Consider the following 19,988-nt stretch of genomic DNA (forward strand, 5'->3'; position numbering starts at 1 on the left):
CGTACTGTACGCGGCGGTTTTCCGTGTTGCAGGATTGCTGCGGTCGTAGCGAGAGTGCAACACTCGACGCATGGTCTCGACACCGGACGAACAGCGGGGATACGACGGACCCGCCACGCATGACGTCACCAATCAGGCCCCGCCCCTCGCCCCGTACGACGCCTCCGCCGACACGGCCCTGCTGGAGGGGCTGCGGCGGGAGGGCGCCGGGTGGGCCGAGGAGGACCTGCGACGGCTCGGCAGGCAGGCCGGCAGCGCCCAGGTGCAGGAGTGGGCCGACCTCGCCAACCGGCACGAACCGGAGCTGCGCACGCACGACCGGTACGGCAACCGCGTCGACGAGGTCGAGTTCCACCCCAGCTGGCACCATCTGATGCGCTCGGCGGTGGGGGAGGGACTGGCCGCGTCACCGTGGGCGGACGACCGGCCCGGCGCCCACGTCGTCAGGACGGCCGGCGGACTGGTGTGGGGCCACACCGAGGCCGGGCACGGCTGCCCCACGTCCATGACCTACGCGGCCGTCCCCGCGCTGCGCCGGCAGCCGGAGCTGGCGAAGCTGTACGAACCGCTGCTGACGAGCCGGGAGTACGACCCCGTCCTGCGGGAGCCCACCGAGAAGCGCGGGCTGCTGGCGGGCATGGGGATGACCGAGAAGCAGGGCGGCTCCGACGTCCGGACCAACACCACGGCGGCCACCCCCACGGCCGAGCCCGGGGTGTACACCCTGCGCGGGCACAAGTGGTTCACCTCGGCGCCGATGTGCGACGTGTTCCTCGTCCTGGCGCAGGCCCCGGGCGGCCTGTCGTGCTTCATGGTGCCGCGCGTCCTGCCCGACGGGACGCGCAACACCTTCCGCATCCAGCGGTTGAAGGACAAGCTGGGCAACCGGTCCAACGCCTCCTCCGAGCCCGAGTTCGACGGGACGGTGGCTTGGCTGGTCGGCGCCGAGGGGCAGGGCGTGAAGACCATCATCGAGATGGTCAACTGCACACGGCTGGACTGCGTGATGATGTCGGCCGCGCTGATGCGCAAGTCCCTCGTCGAGGCCGGGCACCACGCACGCCACCGCAGCGCGTTCGGCGCGCGGCTGGTGGACCAGCCGCTGATGCGCAACGTCCTCGCCGATCTCGCGCTGGAGTCCGAGGCCGCCACGACGCTCACCCTGCGACTGGCGGGGGCGGCCGACCGGGCGGTCCGCGGGGACGACCCGGACGGGTCGGAGGCCGCGTTCCGCCGGATCGCCACCGCCGTCGGCAAGTACTGGGTGACCAAGCGCGGTCCCGCCTTCACCGCGGAGGCGCTGGAGTGCCTCGGCGGCAACGGCTACGTCGAGGACTCGGGCATGCCCCGGCACTACCGCGAGGCCCCGCTGCTGTCGATCTGGGAGGGCTCCGGGAACGTCAACGCCCTCGACGTGCTGCGGGCGCTGAGCCGCGAACCGGGCGCCGCGGAGGCCCTGTTCGGCGAGCTCGCCCTCGCCGGGGGCGCGGACACCCGCCTGGACGCGGCCGTGACACGGCTCAAGGCGGGTCTGTCGGAGGCGTCGCCGGTGACGGCACGCCGTCTCGTGGAGCAGATGGCGCTGACCCTCCAGGCCTCCCTCCTCGTCCGGCACGCCCCGCCGGCCGTCGCCGACGCGTTCTGCGCGACGCGGCTCGGGGGCGACTGGGGGCACGCGTTCGGGACGCTGCCGCAGACGGCGGGCCTGGACGCGATCGTGGAGCGGGCGCTGCCCGGGGACGGGGGCCGGGACACGGGAGTCTGAGCCGGGCGACTGAGCCGTCGGCCCCGGCCGGGCCGGGACGATCCGCCCGCTGGACCGGTCCGCGCGAGCCGGGCCGTCCCGCCCGCTGAACCGGTCCGCGTGGGCCGGTCGACTCGAACTCAAGCCATCGTGCGTACAGTTCGCGCACAGTCATCGCCCGGCTTCGCTTCGTTGTCAGTGCCGTGGTGCAGACTCCCCGTCAGTTGGCATTTCGCCTGGGGAGGACAACGTGTTCAGGGGGATCGACGAGGTCGACTGGGCCTCGCTGCGCCATGCGCAGGGCAGCGCGGAGGACGTGCCCGGATTACTGCGGAACCTGGCTTCCGCCGACCCCGCCGAGCGGCAGACCGCGCTCGACGGGATGTACGGCGCCGTGCACCACCCGGGCGACGTCTACGACTCGACGCTCGCCTGTGTTCCGTTCCTCCTGGCACTCGCCGGTGACGAGGGGGTGCGGGACCGGGCGGAGGTGGTGGAGCTCCTCGTCGGCATCGGCGACACCGCCGGTGCCCGCGGTGGTCTCGGGGCAGCCGTGCGGGACGCCCTGTGCGCGCGTGCCGACGTCTTCGTCCGCCTCGTGGGGGACCCGGACGCAGCCGTGCGCCGGGCGGCTCCGGGTGCGCTCGTGCGGTACGTGGACCGGCCGGCGCGGGTGCTCGCCCTGCTGCGGGAGCGGATCACCGTGGAGCGGGACGACCGTGTCCTGCTCGCCCTCGCGGAGAGCCTCGGCCTGTTCGCCGGGCGCTGTCGCCCGGACGAGGAGGCCCACGCGGCCGCCGCGGTACGGCTGCTGGTCGAGCTGAGCGGACCTCCTCATGACCCCGGGCTCCGGATCGCCGCGCTGGGCCAGCTCGCGGGGTGCGCCCCGGACACGCTCCCGGCGGATCTCGTGCCGACCGTCGTCGGACTGCTCAGGGACAGGTCCGAGCAGCGGGCCCGGGCGGAGCGCGCTGACGACGGTCCCGGTCCGGACACGCTCGCCGGCCGGCTGCGGCGGTTGCGCCCCTCGGACGAGGAGGGCTCCCGGCTGCTGCGGACCCTGCACCACGCCCTCGACGGCCGGGTGGCCGACCGGGTCGCCCTGCTGTGCGGGCAGTTGACCAGCCCGGACCCCCTCGACCGGTGCAACGGCGTGTGGATGTCGGCCGGACTGTTCCGTGCCTGGCGCACCGGTCACACCGAGACGGTCCCCCTCATCGGCGGCCAACTCGGTTCGGAGGAGGGCAGGTTGCACGACGCGGCGGTCGCGGTCCTGCTGGAGCTCTCCGAGCTGGCCGCGCCCGCCGCCGACCGGCTGCACGCTCTGGTCACCTTCCGCCCCGAGCTTCGGATACGGCACGGGGAGCGGGGCGCCCCGACCCTGGGCGGCCCCCTCAAGGCACTGGCGGGGGCCGGGGACGCGCGGGCCGTACCGGTGCTGGCCGACGTGCTGGCGGGTCCGGTCGTCCCGCACGACCTGGGGCTGGCCGTACCCCCTCTGGGCCGCGCGGCTCTGCCGCTCGCCCCCGCGCTGCGGCGTCGTCTCGCCCGCCTGCCGCTCGACGCGCCCGACACCCCCGCACAGGCCGTTCCCCTGCTGTCGGCCCTGGCCGCGCTGGGCGACGTCGCGTCCCTGCCGGCCGTGGTGCGTCTGCTGCGCGGCATACCGGACGGGCTGCCTCGGCGTGCGGCGGTCACGGACGCGGCGGTCCGTGCCGTCGGCGCGTTCGGCGGCGCCGCGCACGAGGCGGTGCCCGATCTTCGCGCGCTGCTGGAGACGGACTGCGCGGTCGCGGCGGCGGACGCGCTGTGGTCGGTCACCGGCGACGCTGACGCGGTCCTGCCCGTGCTGACCGGGGAGTTGACGGACTCGGGAAACGGTCGGTCACACCGTGCGGCGGCCGCACTGGGGCGGCTGGGCCCGGCGGCGCGCCCCGCTCTGCCCGGGCTGCGCGCGCTGGCGGACCGGGGGGACGCGCGGGAGAGGACCACGGCCGCCTGTGCGGTGTGGCAGGTCACGGGGGACCCGGAGCGGTTCCTCCCGCTCCTCCGCTCGGCGTGGACGGAACACCCGTGCACGCGCGCGACCATCGCGGAGTGCGTGTTCGCCCTGGGACCGGCGGGAGCCCCCCTGCACGACGTGCTCCGAGCGGAACTCGCCTCTCCGCGACGGCATCGCCCCGGCTCCGGCGGCTCCGGCATACGCGAGGACCTGGCGCTGCTCCGGGTGTGCCGGGAGGCGGTGGCCGGGCCGGGGGGCCGGTAGGGCTCACCCCGCCGTACGGCCCCACATCGGGCCGAAGCGGGACCACTCCACGGCCCACTGGTCGATGCGGCGGCGCTCCAGACGGCCGCGGAGGGCCCGCCCGGCCCCCAGGGGTACGGCCGCCGCGCACAGCCCTGCCACGGCACCGGTCAGCGAGGCCCGCACGCGGGCCTGGGCCTCGGTGACGGGCCGGGTGACCTGACGGCCCTCGGGATCCGTCCACACGGTGACCGGGGCGCCCGCGGCGCTGCCCGCCGGTACCCGCAACTGGCCGGAGTGCTCGGAGCCGTCGGCGGCGGTCCACCGTGCCGTCGCCCACACCTGCTCGGCGCGGGCACGCTCGCTCGCGGGGGCCGTCCCGGGGGCGCGCTCGGCCAGCCGCGCCACGAGGGGGCGCCACTCGGCACGTTCCCGGGCCAGGCCGTCCTCGACGGACCGGCTCACGGTGGTGCCGGCGAGCAGCCCGAGGAACACGGTGAACGTCCACACGCCCAGCACGACCCAGGCCTCCACCCGGTCGGCGCGGCGCTTGAGCGGATTGCGCCGCCAGCGCCACAGCCACACCCTCGGACCACGTAACGCCATCGAAGGCCTCCTCATCACGAGCCGACGATCATCCCGCCGCTCTCCCCATACGGACGGCGGCGCCCGGATGCTCACCGCACCTGCCCGAGGGGACGGTGGTCCGCGGCCGCCGGTCCCGGCGAGCGCCCTGCCGGTGCGGCGCGCGGGCCCCGTCGTACGGCCTGCCGGTGCGGCACGCGGGCCCCGTCTACCGGCTGCCGACGCCCTGCCGGGGGACGTTGGCGGCACCCGGCGCCCTCGCCGCCGACACCCGGCTGACCTGGGACGCAGCCCGTTCCGGAGGTGACTGTCAGTGGTCGGGTGCAGACTGGCCGGTGTCCGGGACGAGGGCGTCGACGAGGACGCCGCGGAGGTGATCGGCATGACCGAGGTACTGCTCGCCGTGGGGACACGCAAAGGCCTGTTCATCGGGCGGCGGCGAGGTGGTGACGCCTGGGAGTTCGACGAGAGCCCCTACTTCAACGCGCAGGCCGTGTATTCGGTCGCCATCGACACCCGGGCCGGGACCCCGCGGCTGCTGGTCGGCGGCGACAGCGCGCACTGGGGCCCGTCCGTGTTCCACTCCGACGACCTCGGCCGGACCTGGACCGAGCCGGCCCGCCCGGCGGTCAAGTTCCCCAAGGACACGGGGGCGTCCCTGGAGCGGGTGTGGCAGTTGCACCCGGCCGCCGCCGAGCCGGACGTGGTGTACGCGGGCACCGAACCGGCCGCGCTGTACCGCTCGGAGGACCGCGGGGAGACGTTCGAGCTGGTCCGGCCCCTGTGGGAGCACCCCACGCGGTCGAAGTGGGTGCCGGGCGGCGGAGGCGAGGGCCTGCACACCGTGCTCACCGACACGCGCGACCCGCGGGCGGTCACGGTCGCCGTCTCGACCGCCGGCGTGTTCCGCACGCTCGACGGCGGAGCGAGCTGGACTCCTTCCAACTCGGGCGTCTCCGCGGTGTTCCTGCCCGACCCGAACCCGGAGTTCGGCCAGTGCGTGCACAAGGTCGCGCGGGACGCGGCCACCCCGGACCGGCTGTACCTGCAGAACCACTGGGGGGTGTACCGCAGCGACGACGCGGGCGCGCACTGGACCGACATCGGCGAGGGCCTGCCGTCCACGTTCGGCTTCGCCGCGGCGGCGCATCCGCACCGGGGCGACACGGCGTACGTGTTCCCCATCAACGCCGACGCCGACCGGGTCCCGGCCGACCGCCGGTGCCGGGTCTACCGGACGGCGGACGCGGGCAAGAGCTGGGAGCCCCTCTCGGCGGGACTCCCCCAGGAGGACCACTACGGCACGGTGCTGCGGGACGCGATGTGCACGGACGACGCCGACCCGGCGGGCATCTACTTCGGCAACCGCAACGGCGAGGTGTTCGCGTCGGCCGACGACGGTGACAGCTGGCACCAGCTCGCCTCGCATCTGCCGGACGTGCTGTGCGTCCGGGCCGCGCTCGTCGGCTGAGGGAGGGCGGGGCGCGAGGGGGATGAGCGCGAGGGGGCGAGGCGTGAGTGGGGGTGGGGGTGAGGTGGGGCCGGGGTTACCCACAGGCGTTGGCCACCGGTTGATCGCCGCTGTGCGTACGGCAGTAGGGTGACGCCCGTGGCACCACGACCCTTGCATGAAATCGTCGAAGCGGGCTGGGCGAAGGCCCTGGAACCGGTGGCCGAACGCGTCGCCGCGATGGGGGACTTCCTCCGCGCGGAGATCGCCGCGGGGCGCACCTACCTCCCGGCCGGGCCGAACGTTCTGCGGGCCTTCCAGCAGCCCTTCGACGACGTGCGTGTCCTGATCGTCGGTCAGGACCCCTATCCCACCCCCGGGCACGCGGTGGGGTTGTCCTTCTCGGTGGCGCCGGAGGTGCGGCCGCTGCCCGGCAGCCTCATCAACATCTACCGCGAGCTGCACGCCGACCTGGGACTGCCCCAGCCGTCCAACGGCGACCTCACCCCGTGGACGCGGCAGGGCGTGCTGCTGCTCAACAGGGCGCTGACCACCGCCCCGCGCAAGCCCGCCGCCCACCGGGGCAAGGGCTGGGAGGAGGTCACCGAGCAGGCCATCCGCGCCCTGGCGGGGCGGGGCAAGCCACTGGTGTCCATCCTGTGGGGCCGTGACGCCCGCAATCTGCGCCCGCTGCTGGGCGACCTGCCCTCCGTCGAGTCCGCCCACCCCTCCCCCATGTCGGCCGACCGGGGCTTCTTCGGCTCCCGACCGTTCAGCCGGGCCAACGACCTGCTGATCCGCCAGGGCGGCCAACCGGTGGACTGGCGCCTGCCGTGACCGGCGCGTCGGAGCACTCCGGGTTTCTCGCCGTGGACTCGGGCGGCTCCGGACTGCGGGCCGTGGTCGGGACCGCCGAGCGCGGACCGCTGGCCCGGCGGACGTCCGGTGAGCCGGTGCGCACGGGCGAGCGGGGCATCGACCCCGAGCACTTCATGGCGCGACTCGTGCCGCTGGTCGGCGCGTTGACCGCCGAGGCGGGAGCGGTGCCGCTGACCACGGTCGTCGTCGGCGCGGCCGGGCTCGCCTCCCTGGGCGAGGGGCTGCGCGCCGAACTGCCGGGGGCCCTGGCCCGGGAGTGGGGCGTGCGCCGGGTCGCACTGGCCGCCGATGCCGTGACCGCCTACGTGGGGGCGCTCGGACCGCACCCCGGTGCGGTGATCGCCGGCGGTACGGGACTGATCGCGGTGGGCACCGATCTGACCGGCTGGCGGCGTGCGGACGGCTGGGGGCATCTGCTCGGCGACTGCGGGGGCGGTGCCTGGATCGGCCGGGCCGGTCTCGAGGCCGCACTGCGCGCCCACGACGGGCGCGAGGACGGCTCGCCCCGGCTGCTGGCCTGCGCGGAAGAGGAGTTCGGGCCCGTCGCGGGGCTGCCCGGCGCGCTGTACCCCCGCCCCGACCGGCCCGCCGTCCTGGCCTCCTTCGCGCCCCGGGTGGCCGCCTGCGCGGACGCGGATCCCGTCGCCGCGGGCATCCTGCGCGCCGCCGCCCGGCACATGGCCGATTCCGCGGCCGCCGTGTGCCCCTCCGGTGGTGAGCCGCGTGTCGCCGTCACCGGTGGGCTGTTCAAGCTGGGCGACCCGCTGCTCGGGCCGTTGGAGGAGGAGTTGGCCCGGCGGCTTCCGCGGGCGCGGCGGGTACCGGCCGAGGGCGACCCGCTGCACGGCTCGGTGCGGATCGCCACAGACCTGAGCGCCGGTTCCCTCACCCTGCCGGTGGACGGCAGGATGCTGACCGTGACCACCCGTTCGGGTGATTGATCCGATCGCGTCCCTTCCGTACACAACTCATCAGACAAAACGGGACGGATACCGCTCACCTGCACCCTCCCCGAACAGGGGAACCCCAGAAGCCAGTAACATGCGGCGCCATGAGTTCCCCCACTGGGCCCGCGGATGGCCTGCCTGTACGAATGCCGCGCCCCCGCCAGCCCGGACGGCACCGCCGTCCCGAGCCGCTGGTCGCTCCCGAGGGCGCGCCCGCGCTCGTCCTCGCCGTGCCGGGGACGCCCAGTAGCACCACGCGCAGCCTCGCCGAAGAGGTTGTGAGCATCGCCCGCTCCGAGCTGCCCGGCCTCGACGCCCGCATCGGGTACCTCGACGGGGACAACGCGGAGTTCCCCTCGCTGCAGGCCGTGCTCGTGCACGCCGCCGAGGAGCGCACGGCCCGTTTCGAGCAGGCCCGCGCCGCCGGCATGGACGTGAAGACGCCCGACGGTCCTGTCGCCGTCGTCGTGCCGCTGCTCGCCGGCCCGGACGGCTCGCTGCTGCGCCAGGTCCGCCAGGCCCTCATGGAGAGCCGGGTCGCCGCCGAGCTGACCGACGTCCTCGGCCCGCACCCGCTGCTCGCGGAGGCGCTGCACGTGCGGCTGTCCGAGGCGGGTCTGGCCCGTGCGGACCGTGCCCGGCTGTTCACCGTGGCGACCGCCGCCGACGGCATCATCCTCGCTTCGGTGGGCGGTGACGAGGCCGTGCAGGCGGCGGGCATCACCGGCATGCTGCTCGCCGCGCGTCTCGCCGTCCCGGTGATGGCGGCGGCCCTGGACCAGGAGGGCTCCATCGCGTCCGTCGCCGAGCAGCTGCGCTCCTCGGGTTCGCAGCAACTGGCGCTCGCGCCGTATCTGATCGGACCGGAGATCGAGCCGGGCCTGGTCGAGGAGGCCGCGAAGGAGGCCGGCTGCTCCGCCGCCGAGTCGCTCGGCCCGTACCCGGCGATCGGCAAGCTCGCCCTGGCCAAGTACACGACGGCGCTGGGCATCGCGCCGCAGCAGGCGCAGAGCACGCCTGCGCGCTGACGCGAGGCCCCACCACAGGACGCCGTGAAGGCCCGCTCCGTTGAGGAGCGGGCCTTCATTCGTCCGGGGCCTGTCGAGGGGGAAGACCGGCAGGGATGGGGCTGCCGGCCGGGGCCGCCTGGTCAGGGTGGCTGCCCGGCCGGGGTGGATGATGCGACCAGGGTGGGCTGGACGACCGTGGCGGCTGGTGCGGTCAAGGTGGCCTGCCCGGCCGTGGTGGAGGGTGCGGTCAAGGTGGCCTGCCCGGCCGTGGTGGAGGGTGCGGTCAAGGTGGCCTGCCCGGCCATGGTGGAGAGTGCGGCCAGGGGCTGTGCGGCCGTGATGGATGGCGCGGGCCAGGGGGCTGTGCGGCCGTGATGGATGGCGCGGCCAGGGCGGGTCGTGCGGGTGGTCTTCAGCCGAGGATCACGTACGAGGCGGCGGTCACCCGGATCGAGCCGCCCCTTCGCGGGACGCCTGTGAGCGGATCGACCGCGAACCAGGTCACGTCGCCGGAGCGCTCGTTGGCGACGTACAGGAAGCCGTCCAGGACGCCGTCGCCCGCGGTGAGGGCGCGGGGCCAGTGGCCACCGCAGTGCACCGTGGTGACGAGCCGCAGCTCCTCGCCCTCGACGGCGAGCACGGACAGGACGTCCTCGCCGCGGGTGGCGGTCCACACGAAGCGGCCGTCGGGAGAGACGGCGATGCCCGACGGGTAGGCGTCACGCGTCGGCACACCGGACAGGACCGGGATCTCGGACAGCGGCGTCAGGGCGCCTTCGACCGCGTCCCAGCGACAGACGGTGACGGAGGGGCTCAGCTCGTTCACGACGTACGCGTACGAGCCGTCCGGGTGGAAGGCCAGGTGGCGCGGCCCCGAGCCGGGACGCAGGGCGATCTCGCGGTGCAGGGCGAGGACCCCGCCCGTCAGGGTGCACACGCGCACCGAGTCCGTGCCGAGGTCCACGCTGACGGCCCAGCGGCCGCTCGGGTCGGGCTGCACCTGGTGGGCGTGCGGTCCCTGCTGGCGGGGTGTGTGGGGGCCGGAGCCGCTGTGCCGGAGCACGCGGGCTGAAGATCGTACGAGGGCGCCGTCGGGGCGGAGGGGGATCGCGGTGACGCTGCCGGAGCCGTAGTTGGCGGTCAGGACGTGCCCCGCGAAGACGCTGAGGTGGGTCGGGCTGCTGCCGTCGATCGCTACGGGCCGCCCGGCCGGCTCGGGCTTGTCGCCGTCCACCCGGTACGCGGCCACCGCGCCCTCGGCGGTCTCACTGACCGCGTACAGCGTCTCCCGGTCGGGCGAGAGCGCCAGGCAGGAGGGATCCGGGACGGCGTCGACGCTGCTCAGCGGGGTCAGCGCGCCGGTGCCGGGGTCGACCTCGGCCGTCACGATGCCGGGGCCGCCGGCCGCCGTGAACGACCCGATGAACGCCCGCCGCCTGCCGTCCGCCACCGCTGTCCCCTTCCGCCGGCGCAGCCCGGGAGGACCGCGCAGCCGATCATGCGCGGTCTAGACCAAACGGTCAAGGGTGCGTCGCCCGGGCAGCCCCCTCAGGCGCCCACCAGTGGTGAGCCCGACGGTGTGCGCAGGGGGCGGGCCAGGTCGGCGAGGGCCCGTTCCAGGCCGTGCAGATGGGCCAGGGCTGGTTCCGCGTGGGGCTGGCCGTCCGCGTGGACCGCGATGTCACGGCCCTCGGTGAGGGCCTCCACGGCGGCCTCGACCCGTCGGCAGGCGGTGGCGAGACGGGCGTCGTGGGAGGCCTCCGGGTCGGCCGCGACGGCGACCAGGCCGCGGATCTCACGGGCGCAGTCGTCGAGGAGGGTGAGGACGTGCCGGGCCCGCCGCTTGCGGCCGAGCATCGGGTTCAGCGGGTGCACCAGCGGGGCGACCGAGAGGCGTACCCGGGCGAGGAGCTGTTCCAGCTCCGCCACCCGGGGGGCGGGGTCGGCGTCCGCCGCCCCGGCCAGGCGCCTGGCGGTCTCGACGGCACACGCGTGCACGCAGCGCAGGGCCCGCCGGATCCAGGCGTCGGTGATGCTGTGCGTGGTGACGGGCAGGACGAGGATCACGGCCAGGGCGGCGCCCAGCGCCCCCACCCCGGTCTCGGCGAGCCGCAGGGCGAGCAGATCCGGGCCGAGCACGCCGAGGAGTCCGTACAGCAGGCCCGCGAGGAGGGTGACCCAGAGCATCATCCAGGTGTAGGACACGGCGGCCGTGTAGAAGATGCCGAAGACGCAGACGGCGGTCAGCGCGGCGGTGACGGCCGGGTCGCCGTGCACGGGCACGGCCACGACCAGGCCCAGGCCGATACCGATGACCGTGCCGAGGACCCGCCGGAACCCGCGGACCAGGGTCTCGCCGCGCGAGGTGGTGTTGACGAAGATCCACCAGGTGGCGCCGACGGCCCAGTACCAGCGCTGTCCGGACACCAGCTGGCCCACGACCAGGGCGAAGCCGGCCCCGGCGGTGGCCTGGACGGCCTGGCGGGTGGTCACCCGGGCCAGTCCCGTGCCGCCCGGCGGAGCGGGCACGACGGGCGGGGGCAGGCGGCGTTCGTAGCACCACAGGCCGAAGCGCACCACGGCGGCGGCGAGGACGGACAGCAGGACCGAGGCGTACAGCTGGGGCAGCTGCCCGGTGGTGGCGTGCAGGAACTGCGCCACGAAGAAGGTCATGAACGCGAAGACGCCGAGGCTGTGCCCGCGCGGCCCCCAGCGCCTGGCGTACACACCGGCCCCGACGACGGCGAGGAAGGTGAGGTCCCGGGCCACCGGGTGGTCGTGCAGTTCGGCCGCGGCGGTGAGCACGGGCAGACCCACGGCGGGCAGCAGCGCGGTGGTGACGGCCTGGCCGCGGACCGTGGCGTCGGTGACGGTGAACAGGGCGAGCAGGGCGGCGAGACCTCCGGTGACGGCCCCCGCGAGGGAATGCCCGGCGAGACCGCAGACGGTGACCGCGAGCGCGATGCCGAGCACGGCCCGCGCAGCGAACCGCAGTCGTGTCCGCCCCGGATCCGGAGCCATGAACACCCTCTTCAGCACCGCTTACCGCCCCCTTCGAGATACCGGCCACCGGCACGGCATGAAAAAGGCGCCGCGGGGTCCGCAGCGCCATCGACGTACCCATATCAGCATCCCGGCGGCCAGTGGCTCAACTCGCACATCTGGACCTGGGCCATTGGTACAGTAGGAGATTCCCGTGAACGGCCACGACAGGGCCAACGGACGAGGAGATGGCGCCATGCCCGTGGACGAGCTCGACACCCGCATCCTGCGGCTGCTGCTGGAGCAGCCGCGCACGAGCGTGCGCGAGTACGCCCGGATCCTGGGCGTCGCCCGCGGCACGCTCCAGGCCCGGCTCGACCGGCTGGAGCGCGACGGCGTGATCACCGGGACGGCACCGGCCCTCTCCCCCGCCGCGCTCGGGCATCCGGTGCTGGCCTTCGTGCACATCGAGGTCACCCAGGGCCATCTCGACGAGGTGGGTGACGCGCTGGCGGCGGTGCCGGAGATCGTGGAGGCGTTCTCGACCACGGGTGGCGGGGACCTGCTGGCCCGGGTGGTGGCACGGGACAACGCGCATCTGGAGGACGTCGTCCAGAAGCTGATCAGCATGCCGGGTGTGGTGCGCACCCGTACCGAGGTCGCCCTGCGCGAGCGTGTGTCCCACCGGCTGCTGCCACTGGTGGAGTCGATCGGGCGGTCGGCCCGCGGATGATCTTTGAGAGCATGGCCGTATGAGCAGGCTCCGCCGCACGTCAGTCATCTTCGATCTCGACGGAACGCTCGTGGACAGCGAGCCGAACTACTACGAGGCAGGCCGCAGGACGCTCGCCGAGTACGGCGTGACGGACTTCGGCTGGGCGGACCACGAGCGGTACGTCGGCATCAGCACACGGGAGACGGTCGCGGACTGGAAGGTCCGCTACGGCCTGCGCGCCCCGGTCGGGGAACTGCTCACCGTGAAGAACCGCCACTATCTGGCACTGGCCCGCAGCGCCACCCGCGCCTACCCGGAGATGCGCGCGTTCGTCGAGCTGCTGGCGGCCGAGGCCGTGCCCATGGCCGTGGCCTCGGGCTCGTCACCGGAGGCGATAGCGGCGGTGCTGGACGGTACGGGCCTGGACGCGCACGTGCACACCGTGGTCTCCGCCGACGAGGTCCCGCACGGCAAGCCGGCTCCGGACGTCTTCCTGGAGGCGGCCCGCAGGCTCGGCGCGGCCCCGTCCGACTGCGTCGTACTGGAGGACGCCGCTCCGGGCGCCGCCGCCGCGCACGCGGCCGGTATGCGCTGCATCGCGATCCCGTACGTCCCGGACCAGGCGGGCGCGCCGGAGTTCGCGACGGCGGGGCTGCTGCTGCCGGGCGGCCAGGCGCAGTTCACGGCACGGGTCGCGTACGACTGGCTGGCGCATTCGGCCGATCCGTCCTGATCCGGTCCGCTCCTTCCCGTCCGTGGACTCCTTCGAACGGCTCGTGCGAACTTTTTTACGGCAGCGGTGATTGTTTCGCCCCTGGCGTCCGTACCTCTGGGTGTTGGGCCGTTCATATCCCAGGAGGCACGATGCGCATCTCGCGCAGCACGGCAGGTACCGCGTTCGTGGGCGGTGCGTTGATCCTTACGCTCACCGCGCTCGCCTACCCCAGCATGCTGGGCGTGCAGAACGCGGCTTCCGGCCAGGACCGCATCATCGCCAACACGCAGTGGGGTCCGCTGACCGAGGCGGACCGGGACTTCGTGGTGCGTGTGCGTGCGGCCGGACTGTGGGAGTACCCGCTGGGTCAGCTGATCAAGGAGCGGAGCACGTCGCCGGAGATGAAGGAAGTCTCCAAGCATCTGCTCGTGGGTCACGGCCGGCTCGACGCCGGCTGTCGCAAGATCTCCACAGACCTGGGCATCACCCTGCCGAACGAGCCGTCTCCGCAGCAGCAGCAGTTCGTGGCGACGGCCGAAGGCAGCACCGGCAAGGAGTTCGAGTCCACGGCGGTCACCATCATGCGTGTCGCGCACGGGGGCATCTTCCCGACGATCGCCAAGATCCGGGCGACCACCCGGAACAGCCTCGTGCGGGAGCTCGCCGACACGACCAACGACACCGTGCTGGACCACATCACGGTCCTGGAGAAGACCGGCCTGATCAACCAGGAACAGGTCAGCTTCCAGATCACCGCCCCGCCCAAGCTGCCCCAGGACCAGACCACGCCGCCGCCTCCGCAGGCGGGCGCGCCGGTCCGGGTCCTGCCGATCCCCGAGGACCTGAAGGACTTCCAGACGGTCGCGCCGAATCCGTCCTACGGGGCGCCGGCACCGTCTCCGTCGGCCGGCGGCTGAGCGGGCACGGGCCCGCGTCCGGTCCCGCAACCGGTCCATGGGGACGGGTCTGCGGCCCGTCCGCCGACCCGGTCCCCTCACGCATCACGGACGTCATCGCGCCGGCCGCCACGAACGGCGGCCGGCGCAAGCATCACCACGGCGGCCGGCACGCCCATGACGCACTGCGACCGGCCCCCGGCGCCGAGAACGCGGGGCGCCGGCCGGCTGTGCGCCGCCCGTCGCCGGGGCAGCCGGCGGCGGACCACCGACCCCCGTGGGCAGCGCGCCCCGGCCCTACGAGCGGCGGCCGGGCCTGCCGCGTCTGTCGCCCTTGGGGCCGCCGCGGCCGCTCTTCCCGCCGCGCTTCGCCCCGGCCGACTTCCCGGCCGCCGACTTCCCGGCCGCCGGCTTACCGGGTACCTGCTTCCGCCGGGTGCCGCTCCGGCCCGCGTCCGTGGACTTGCCCTGCTCCGAGGGCTGTTGACGCCCCCGGGTGCTGTTGACCGTACGGCCGCGGACGATGCCGATGAAGTCCTCCACCTGGTCCGTCTTCGCGTCCTCGGGCCAGGCGAGGGCCACGCTCGACTCGGGGGCGTCCGCCAGGGGCCGGTGGGTGAGGTCCTTGCGGTGGTGCAGGCGGGCGAGTGACAGCGGGACGACCAGGACACCGATGCCGGCCGCGACGAGTTCCACGGCGTCGGCGGTGGTGGCGGGACGTTCGAGGGCGGGGCGACCGGGGAGGTTCTCCCACGCGAGGACGTCGTCGAGGGGGTGGAGCACGATGTCGTCGGCCAGGTCCTCCGGCGATACCTCGTCGACGGCCGTGACCAGATGGTCCTTGGGCACCACGACGACCGTCTGCTCGGTGTAGAGGGGGATCGCGCTGAAGACCTCGCGGTCCACGGGTGTGCGGACGAGGCCCGCGTCGGCCTCGCCGCCCAGCAGCCGCTCGGCCGCGGCTTCGGCGGGCACCTGCGTGAGGATGAGCGGGACGTCGGGCTGCCGCTCGTTCCAGATGCGCACCCACTTGTCGGGCATCACCCCGGGGACGTAGGCGAGCCGGAACGAGGGGGTTTCATCCGAGCCTGTCACCTCGCCAGGTTACCGGGCGTGGTCAGGGGTCGTGCACACGCTCGATACCCTGGGAGCCATGACGTCGCACCAGAGCACCCAGACGATGAAGCCCGCGACCGCGGCGAAGAAGCTGGGTGTGTACCTCGAGGCCACACCCGCCGAGTTCCGGGAGGGTGTCGTCTCGCGTGCCGAGCTGAACGAGCTCCAGGCGAACCCGCCGCAGTGGCTGCGGGAGCTGCGGCAGAACGGCCCGCACCCGCGCCCCGTGGTCGCCGCGAAGCTCGGCGTCTCCATCGCCGGTCTTGCCCGCGCCGGTGTCACCGAGCCCCTCACGACCGAGCAGATCGAGGCGCTGAAGCAGGAAGGCCCCGAGTGGCTGGAGCGGGAGCGCGCCACTCAGGCGGAGGTCCGCAAGGAAGCGGCCCGGATCAAGAAGAAGAACGCCGAACGTCAGGACTGACCTCCCCACCCTCTCGTTCTCGGACGGCCCCCACCGGACGCCCCGGTGAGGGCCGTCGCCGTTTTCCGGGGTCGGGCTGTCGACGCACTCCCACTCGCACCTGGGTGTCAGCCTGGCCACGATGACCCATGTGTCGTCGCCGCCGTCCCCCGGCCCACAGGCGCGCCAGACGTGCCCGAAGCCGATCGTGGTTGTCCGGGGCGTGCCGTCGGTCGCCTTCTTTCGACCGGGACCGGCACGCCCGGAACGCCACACCGCGCCACCCCTTCCGGCCCGTAGAAATATCTACGAGCATGGCTACGGCCGGGCGGCCCGCGGAACCCCGCGGGTCACCGGCCCGTGTCCAGCGCGCGCCCGACCGCGGCGCCACCGACTGTGCCTGGGGTGGCCATGCAGAGCGTCATGTGGAAACAAGCCGTCGAGTGGCTCGCCGCGGCCGCCACGGACCCCCAGGAGTGCAAGCGGGAGTGGGACTACGGCGCGGGGACGATGCTCGTGGAGGCCGGGCGCTACTGGGACGTGCTGAGCGTCCCCGACCGGCTCGGCCTGCTCGCACTGGACCTACTGTGGCGTGATCCGCTGAAGGTGCCCGGCCCCACCCTGGTGGACTGTGCCGCACACAGAGTGGGGTTCTTCCTGCCGCCCGATCCGGTCAGCGAGTGGGTCGGCTTCGGGGTACGGCACGTGGGCCGCGGCTCCTGGATCGCCGTGCCGCCGCCGTACCGGCCCGCCGGACGGCTGGAGTGGCTCGTCCCGCCGGACGGCACCGGCGCCCTGCACACCCCCGGCACCCTGGAGGCGGCCCTGCGGGAGGCCAGCGGAACCCTCGCGGTGCTGGCGCCGGTCAGCGCGGAGCCGGTGGTGACGGACGGCTGGTGAGACGGCCACCGGACGAGGGCCCCGCCACCCCCAGGCCCGCGGTCCAGGTGGTGACGGCCGACCAGGTCTCGCTCTCGGCCGGTGCGGCGAAGGACACCCACTGGCCGTCGCGGTGTTCCGGCACCGTGTGGCCCCGTGCCTCCCACTCGGCGACCAGCGCCGCGTAGATCGGCGGATGTCCCGCGTATCCACTGGTGAGTTCGGCGTACGAGCGGGGTGCGGCGTCGTTCCCCGGGAGGAGCCGCACCGTCTCCGTGCTGTCCATGCCAGGGCAACGGTGGGCCGCGCGGCGTCGGTACGCGGGCCGGGCCCCGTCCGTCGGGTCGAGTGAACCCGTCACCCGGACGGCGGCACCCGGGCACCGGACAAACATCCAGTCGGGAGTCTCCCGTTCAGAACGTCTCACCCGGGTCCGGCGCGATTCTCGACCGGGACCGGCACCTCCGGTCACACTGACCTGACGCCGAGAATCCGGGACGACGCCAGGGAGAGGCCATGTCACAGCGCCCTGACCTCATACGGCGCAGGGCCGTGCTGGAGCACGAGTGGTCCCGCTGGGTGCCGCGGCTGAGCGTCCCGGGAACGCGGCCCGGCGGCACCGCGACATTGCGCCACGAGGTGACCGAGTCCTGGGCCCGTTCCCTCGGCAGCGTGGACCCGGGCCGGGACAGCGCCCCCGTCACCGACGGCGGCCGGGTGCACCAGCGCTGGACGTCCTCACCGCTGTACGGGCCGGTCTGCGCGCTCGCCGGGGAGCTGCACAGCATCGCCGAGGACGCCGGGTTCGTCACGGCGGTCACCGACGAGTCGGGCACCATCCTGTGGACCTGCGGCGGTGCGACCATGCGCCGCCGGGCCGAGCGGGTCAACTTCGCGCCGGGCGGCCGCTGGGACGAGCAGGCCATGGGCACCAACGCCCTGTCCCTCGCCCTGCGCACCGGCCGCCCCAGCTCCGTCTTCTCGGCCGAGCACCTGGTGTCGGCCCTGCACGGCTGGGTCTGCTACTGCGCACCCGTGCGCGGCGGGGACGGGCGCGTCCTCGGCGTGCTGGACCTGTCGACGACCTGGGACCGCTCGCACCCCTTGGCCATGTCCACCGTCCGCACCCTGGTGTCGACGATCGAGGCCCGGCTGACGACGGAGGTGTCCCGCCCGGCCCGGCTGCGGCTCACGTGCCTCGGCTCCGAGCAGGTCCTGCACGAGACAAGGCCGCTCCCCCTGCGCCCGCGGCAGGTGGAGATCCTCACGCTCCTCGCGCTCGAACCCGACGGCTACTCCCCGCAACGGCTGCGTGCGGCCCTGTACGGTGACCGGCCGGTGACGTCGTCCACCTTCAAGGCGGAGATCTCGCACCTGCGCCGGGCACTGGGCGGGGCGATATCGGCCCGCCACTACGCGCTCACCGCACCCGTGTCCTGCGATGCCGTCGACGTGCTGCGCGCGCTGGAGCAGGGCGACACGGACACCGCCCTGGGCCTTTACGGCGGCCCGCTCCTGCCCCGTTCCGAGGCACCCGGCATCGAGGAGTGGCGCACCCGGCTGGAGGTGGCGGTACGTGAGGCCGTGCTGGCGAGCACCCGCCCGGAGCACGCCCTGCGCTACGGCGAACGGGCCCCGTACGACGCGGAGATCCATGAGCACGCGCTGCGCCTGCTCGGCCCCGGCGATGCGCGCCGTGCCATCGCGGCGGGCCGGCTGACGACGGCTCTGCGCGACTGACGCACGCCCGCTCCGTCAGGCGCCAACCTCGCGCCAACCTCGCGGGAGCACGGTGAGAGACGTCGCATCCGTCCCGCACCGCCTTTCACCGAGGAGAACCACATGGTGTACGCGCAGCCAGGAACCGAGGGAAGCATCGTCTCCTTCGCCCGTCGCTACGACAACTTCATCGACGGCGACTGGACGGCGCCGGTCGAGGGCCGCTACTTCGAGAACCCGACACCGGTGACCGGCAAGTCCTTCTGCGAGGTGGCCCGTTCGACCGCGGCCGACGTCGATCTCGCCCTGGACGCCGCGCACCGTGCGGCCGACCGCTGGGGCCGCACGTCCACGGCGGAACGCGCGAACGTCCTCAACAGGATCGCGGACCGCATCGAGGAGAACCTGGAGAAGATCGCGGTCGCCGAGACCTGGGAGAACGGCAAGCCGGTCCGCGAGACGCTGGCCGCCGACATCCCGCTGGCCGTGGACCACTTCCGGTACTTCGCCGGAGTCGTCCGCGCGCAGGAGGGCAGCATCGCGGAGATCGACGCCGACACCGTCGCGTACCACTTCCACGAGCCGCTGGGTGTGGTCGGGCAGATCATCCCGTGGAACTTCCCGGTGCTCATGGCCACATGGAAGCTCGCGCCCGCGCTGGCCGCGGGCAACTGTGTCGTCATCAAGCCGGCGGAGCAGACTCCGGTCAGCCTGCTCTACGTCATCGACCTGATCGCCGACCTGCTCCCTCCGGGCGTGGTCAACGTCGTCAACGGCTTCGGGGTGGAGGCGGGCAAGCCGCTGGCGTCCAGTCCGCGAGTGGCGAAGGTGGCGTTCACCGGGGAGACGAGCACGGGCCGGCTGATCATGCAGTACGCGAGCGAGAACATCATCCCGGTCACCCTGGAACTGGGCGGCAAGAGCCCCAACATCTTCCTGCCCGACGTCATGGCCGCCGACGACGACTTCCTGGACAAGGCCGTCGAGGGGTTCGTGATGTTCGCCCTGAACCAGGGCGAGGTCTGCACCTGCCCCTCGCGTGCCCTGATCCCCTCCTCCATCTACGACGAGTTCATGGCCCGCTGCGTCGAACGCACCCGCGCGATCGTCGGCGGCGACCCGCTGGACCCGGCGACCATGATCGGCGCGCAGGCGAGCAACGACCAGTACGAGAAGATCCTCTCCTACCTCCACATCGGCAGGGAGGAGGGTGCCGAGGTCGTCACGGGCGGCAACCCGCGCGCGGTGCCGGGCCTGGAGGGCGGCTACTACATCGAGCCGACCATCTTCCGCGGCACCAACGACATGCGGATCTTCCAGGAGGAGATCTTCGGCCCGGTCGTCTCGGTCACGACGTACGACTCGGTCGACGAGGCCCTGAAGATCGCCAACGACACCCTCTACGGCCTCGGGGCGGGCGTCTGGACCCGCGACGGCAACGCGGCCTACCGTCTGGGCCGCGCGATCAAGGCGGGCCGCGTCTGGACCAACTGCTACCACGCGTACCCGGCCCACGCGGCGTTCGGCGGCTACAAGAAGTCGGGCATCGGCCGGGAGACGCACAAGATGATGCTGGACCACTACCAGCAGACGAAGAACCTCCTGGTGTCGTACTCGGCGAAGAAGCTGGGCTTCTTCTAGAGGCGGAGCACGCATGATCCTCCGCCGATCAGCGGCGCTGAGACATGGGCCACGTCCGGAAGGTG

At 73.6% G+C, this 19,988-nt stretch carries 19 protein-coding genes; 14 read left to right on the plus strand and 5 right to left on the minus strand.

The annotated features are described in order from the left end of the window. The first annotated feature begins 70 nt into the window (after nt 1–70). Nucleotides 71–1,765 (plus strand): acyl-CoA dehydrogenase family protein, encoded by a 1,695-nt coding sequence (locus ACFV20_RS06035; protein WP_385652889.1) that lies wholly within the window; start codon nt 71–73, stop codon nt 1,763–1,765. A 229-nt stretch (nt 1,766–1,994) separates the two neighbouring features. Continuing rightward, entirely contained in the window at nt 1,995–4,010 is a 2,016-nt protein-coding gene (locus ACFV20_RS06040) for a HEAT repeat domain-containing protein (protein ID WP_385652892.1), read from the plus strand. 3 nt (nt 4,011–4,013) lie between these two features. Here ACFV20_RS06040 and ACFV20_RS06045 read toward each other — a convergent pair whose 3' ends face one another. After that, nucleotides 4,014–4,595, minus strand: a complete 582-nt coding sequence (locus ACFV20_RS06045) for a hypothetical protein (RefSeq protein ID WP_385652895.1) — start codon at nt 4,593–4,595, stop codon at nt 4,014–4,016. A gap of 292 nt (nt 4,596–4,887) precedes the next feature. Between ACFV20_RS06045 and ACFV20_RS06050 the strand changes: the two genes are divergently transcribed. From ACFV20_RS06050 to ACFV20_RS06070, 5 genes are all read left to right on the plus strand, one after another. Continuing rightward, complete coding sequence (locus tag ACFV20_RS06050) at nt 4,888–6,045, plus strand: WD40/YVTN/BNR-like repeat-containing protein (RefSeq protein ID WP_385652898.1); 1,158 nt, start codon at nt 4,888–4,890, stop codon at nt 6,043–6,045. 138 nt (nt 6,046–6,183) lie between these two features. Continuing rightward, on the plus strand, nt 6,184–6,861 hold the full coding sequence (locus tag ACFV20_RS06055) for a uracil-DNA glycosylase (RefSeq protein WP_234845935.1): 678 nt from the start codon (nt 6,184–6,186) through the stop codon (nt 6,859–6,861). After that, nucleotides 6,858–7,844, plus strand: coding sequence for an N-acetylglucosamine kinase (locus ACFV20_RS06060; protein WP_385652901.1), 987 nt, complete (start codon nt 6,858–6,860; stop codon nt 7,842–7,844). Before ACFV20_RS06055 ends, ACFV20_RS06060 begins: the two co-directional genes overlap by 4 nt. Nucleotides 7,845–7,954: 110 nt before the next feature. Next, complete coding sequence (locus ACFV20_RS06065) at nt 7,955–8,878, plus strand: sirohydrochlorin chelatase (protein WP_385652903.1); 924 nt, start codon at nt 7,955–7,957, stop codon at nt 8,876–8,878. Between the two features lie 177 nt (nt 8,879–9,055). After that, a complete protein-coding gene (locus tag ACFV20_RS06070; RefSeq protein WP_385652906.1) occupies nt 9,056–9,235 on the plus strand; it encodes a hypothetical protein in 180 nt (59 codons plus the stop codon). A gap of 37 nt (nt 9,236–9,272) precedes the next feature. On the opposite strand, the gene ACFV20_RS06075 is transcribed toward ACFV20_RS06070, so the two are convergent. Further along, nucleotides 9,273–10,310, minus strand: a complete 1,038-nt coding sequence (locus ACFV20_RS06075; protein WP_385652908.1) for a lactonase family protein — start codon at nt 10,308–10,310, stop codon at nt 9,273–9,275. A 98-nt stretch (nt 10,311–10,408) separates the two neighbouring features. Then, nucleotides 10,409–11,899 (minus strand): FUSC family protein, encoded by a 1,491-nt coding sequence (locus tag ACFV20_RS06080; RefSeq protein ID WP_385652910.1) that lies wholly within the window; start codon nt 11,897–11,899, stop codon nt 10,409–10,411. A gap of 199 nt (nt 11,900–12,098) precedes the next feature. On the opposite strand from ACFV20_RS06080, the gene ACFV20_RS06085 reads away from it, so the two are divergent. The 3 genes from ACFV20_RS06085 to ACFV20_RS06095 all read left to right on the plus strand — a co-directional run bounded on the left by ACFV20_RS06085 (nt 12,099) and on the right by ACFV20_RS06095 (nt 14,189). Next, on the plus strand, nt 12,099–12,575 hold the full coding sequence (locus ACFV20_RS06085) for an Lrp/AsnC family transcriptional regulator (protein ID WP_385652913.1): 477 nt from the start codon (nt 12,099–12,101) through the stop codon (nt 12,573–12,575). A gap of 19 nt (nt 12,576–12,594) precedes the next feature. Next, a complete protein-coding gene (locus ACFV20_RS06090; protein WP_385652915.1) occupies nt 12,595–13,290 on the plus strand; it encodes an HAD family hydrolase in 696 nt (231 codons plus the stop codon). Between the two features lie 131 nt (nt 13,291–13,421). Then, entirely contained in the window at nt 13,422–14,189 is a 768-nt protein-coding gene (locus ACFV20_RS06095) for a DUF4142 domain-containing protein (protein ID WP_366718474.1), read from the plus strand. 276 nt (nt 14,190–14,465) lie between these two features. Here the strand turns inward: ACFV20_RS06095 and ACFV20_RS06100 are convergent, their stop codons facing one another. Beyond that, entirely contained in the window at nt 14,466–15,263 is a 798-nt protein-coding gene (locus ACFV20_RS06100) for a LysR family transcriptional regulator substrate-binding protein (RefSeq protein WP_385652917.1), read from the minus strand. A 58-nt stretch (nt 15,264–15,321) separates the two neighbouring features. On the opposite strand from ACFV20_RS06100, the gene ACFV20_RS06105 reads away from it, so the two are divergent. After that, nucleotides 15,322–15,705, plus strand: coding sequence for a DUF5997 family protein (locus ACFV20_RS06105; RefSeq protein ID WP_385652919.1), 384 nt, complete (start codon nt 15,322–15,324; stop codon nt 15,703–15,705). 390 nt (nt 15,706–16,095) lie between these two features. After that, nucleotides 16,096–16,584 carry a hypothetical protein gene (locus ACFV20_RS06110; protein ID WP_385653186.1) on the plus strand — a complete coding sequence of 163 codons (489 nt, stop codon included), beginning with the start codon at nt 16,096–16,098 and terminating at the stop codon, nt 16,582–16,584. On the opposite strand, the gene ACFV20_RS06115 is transcribed toward ACFV20_RS06110, so the two are convergent. Then, nucleotides 16,550–16,849, minus strand: coding sequence for a hypothetical protein (locus ACFV20_RS06115; RefSeq protein ID WP_385652922.1), 300 nt, complete (start codon nt 16,847–16,849; stop codon nt 16,550–16,552). The genes ACFV20_RS06110 and ACFV20_RS06115 overlap by 35 nt on opposite strands. Nucleotides 16,850–17,079: 230 nt before the next feature. On the opposite strand from ACFV20_RS06115, the gene ACFV20_RS06120 reads away from it, so the two are divergent. Further along, nucleotides 17,080–18,303, plus strand: a complete 1,224-nt coding sequence (locus ACFV20_RS06120) for a GAF domain-containing protein (protein ID WP_385652925.1) — start codon at nt 17,080–17,082, stop codon at nt 18,301–18,303. A 102-nt stretch (nt 18,304–18,405) separates the two neighbouring features. Beyond that, a complete protein-coding gene (gene adh / locus ACFV20_RS06125) occupies nt 18,406–19,923 on the plus strand; it encodes an aldehyde dehydrogenase (RefSeq protein ID WP_385652928.1) in 1,518 nt (505 codons plus the stop codon). Nucleotides 19,924–19,988: the final 65 nt, after the last annotated feature.

Source organism: Streptomyces sp. NPDC059696 (assembly GCF_042733745.1).
Taxonomy (GTDB): domain Bacteria; phylum Actinomycetota; class Actinomycetes; order Streptomycetales; family Streptomycetaceae; genus Streptomyces.